The 1,425-nt window shown below is 80.0% G+C and carries 1 protein-coding gene; it reads left to right on the top strand.

The annotated features are described in order from the left end of the window. The coding region (locus tag AC1RSJ_RS16600) for an FtsK/SpoIIIE domain-containing protein (protein ID WP_493119587.1) at positions 1-1,425 on the top strand (1,425 nt) is incomplete at both ends.

The following is a 1,425-nucleotide window of genomic DNA, read 5'->3' as shown; positions in this document are numbered from 1 at the left end:
GGTGCGGCCCGTCGCCTCGCGCGCGCCGCGGCCGCGGCGGGCGGGGCCGGGGAGCCTCCGGCGGCGGTCACCGCCGCCGATCTCCGGGCGGCGGCCGACTCCGACGCGGGCGGCGCCGCCGGCCGAGGCCCGCTCGCGGCACCCGTCGGGCTCACTGCGGCAGGCCCGCTCTGGCTCGATCTCGCGGCCGACGGCCCGCACGCCGTCGTGGGCGGCACGACCGGCTCCGGCAAGAGCGAGCTGCTGACGACCTGGGTCGTCCAGCTCGCACGGCTCCGGCCGCCCGAGGCCGTGTCGTTCCTGCTCGTCGATTTCAAGGGCGGCGCCGCGTTCGCGCCGCTCGACGGGCTGCCGCACGTGGTCGGCATCATCACCGACCTCGACCCCGGCGTGACCCGTCGCGCGGCCCGGAGCCTCGGCGCCGAGCTGCGACGGCGCGAGCGCGAGCTGGCCGACCGGGGCGTCCGATCGATCGACGAGCTGCCGCCGGAGGCCGTCCCGCGGCTCGTCGTGGTGATCGACGAGTTCGCCGCGCTCGTCGCCGACCACCCGGAGCTGCACGACATCGTGGCCGACCTCGCCGCCCGCGGCCGCTCGCTCGGCGTGCACCTCGTGCTCTGCACGCAGCGGCCCGCGGGCATCGTGCGGGACGGGGTGCTCGCCAACGCCGCGCTCCGGCTGTCGCTGCGGGTGAACAACGCGGCCGACAGCCGCGCGGTGCTCGGTCGGGACGACGCGGCCCGACTGCCGCCGTCGCGGCGCGGACTCGTCGCCGTCGCGGACGCCGAGGGGGTGGTCAGGGTGGCGCAGCTCGCGCGGACCGCCCCGTCGGACGTCGAGGAGGCGGCGCGGCGCTGGCCGGGCAGATCGGCGCCGTGGCGGCCCTGGGCGGACCCGCCGCCCGACCGCATCGCGTGGGACGCGGTGTCGGGGGAGCCGGGCGCGTTCGGCATGGCGGACGAGCCGGAGCGGCAGCGCACGGCGCCCGCCCGCTACCGCCCGGAGTCCGACGGCAACGTGCTCGTGGTGGGCGGCCGGCGTGCCGGGGTCTCCAGCGCGCTCGCGGCGCTGGCCGCCGCCTCCGGTCGCGCCGTGGTCGTCGCCCCCGCCCGGGTCGCGGACGCCTGGGGCGTGCTGGCCGACCTCGTCGCCGCGCCGCCGTCGGAGACCGTGCTCGTCGTCGACGACGTGGACGCGCTGCTCGCCTCGGCCGACGATGAGGACCGCCTCGAGCTCGCCGCGATGCTGGCGGCGCTCGGGCGCGCGCTGCCGGCCCGCGGCGGTGCGGTGCTGCTCGGCGCCGCCCGCGCGCCGAGCGGAGCCGGCGGCCTGCTCCAGCTCGTCGACGCGCGGCTGCTGCTCGGGATGCCCGACCGCGAGTCGCACGTGCTCGCGGGCGGCGCGGGCGCCGACTGGGCGCCGCGG

This window comes from Schumannella sp. GW821-FHT10F01 (assembly GCF_058809295.1).
This window is presented reverse-complemented; position numbering and strand designations above follow the sequence as displayed.